Annotated in this window: 1 protein-coding gene; it reads right to left on the bottom strand. The window is 63.6% G+C overall.

Annotation, left to right across the window (positions count from 1 at the left end; genetic code table 11):
• The coding region (locus ACLJNW_RS25150) for a phosphomannose isomerase type II C-terminal cupin domain (RefSeq protein ID WP_410961349.1) at nt 1-272 on the bottom strand (272 nt) is incomplete at both ends.

Raw genomic sequence — 272 nt, forward strand, 5'->3', positions numbered from 1 at the left:
CTCCCAGGTATTCGCCGCTCTGCACCTCGATCATCACCAGGTCGATGACCCCCGGGTTTTCCAGGCGATGCCGGTGGCCCGCGGGAATGTAGGTCGACTCGTTGCTGTTGACCAGCCGCGCGCCATCGCCATTGGTGACCCTGGCCATGCCTTGCACCACGATCCAGTGCTCGCTGCGGTGATGGTGCATCTGCAGCGACAAGCGCTCTCCCGGCCTGACCACGATTCGCTTGATCTTGAAGCGCGGCCCCTCCTCGAGGACGGTATAGCTG

The sequence above is a fragment of the Salmonella sp. SAL4457 genome, from assembly GCF_046548235.1.
Classification (GTDB): domain Bacteria; phylum Pseudomonadota; class Gammaproteobacteria; order Enterobacterales; family Enterobacteriaceae; genus Salmonella; species Salmonella enterica.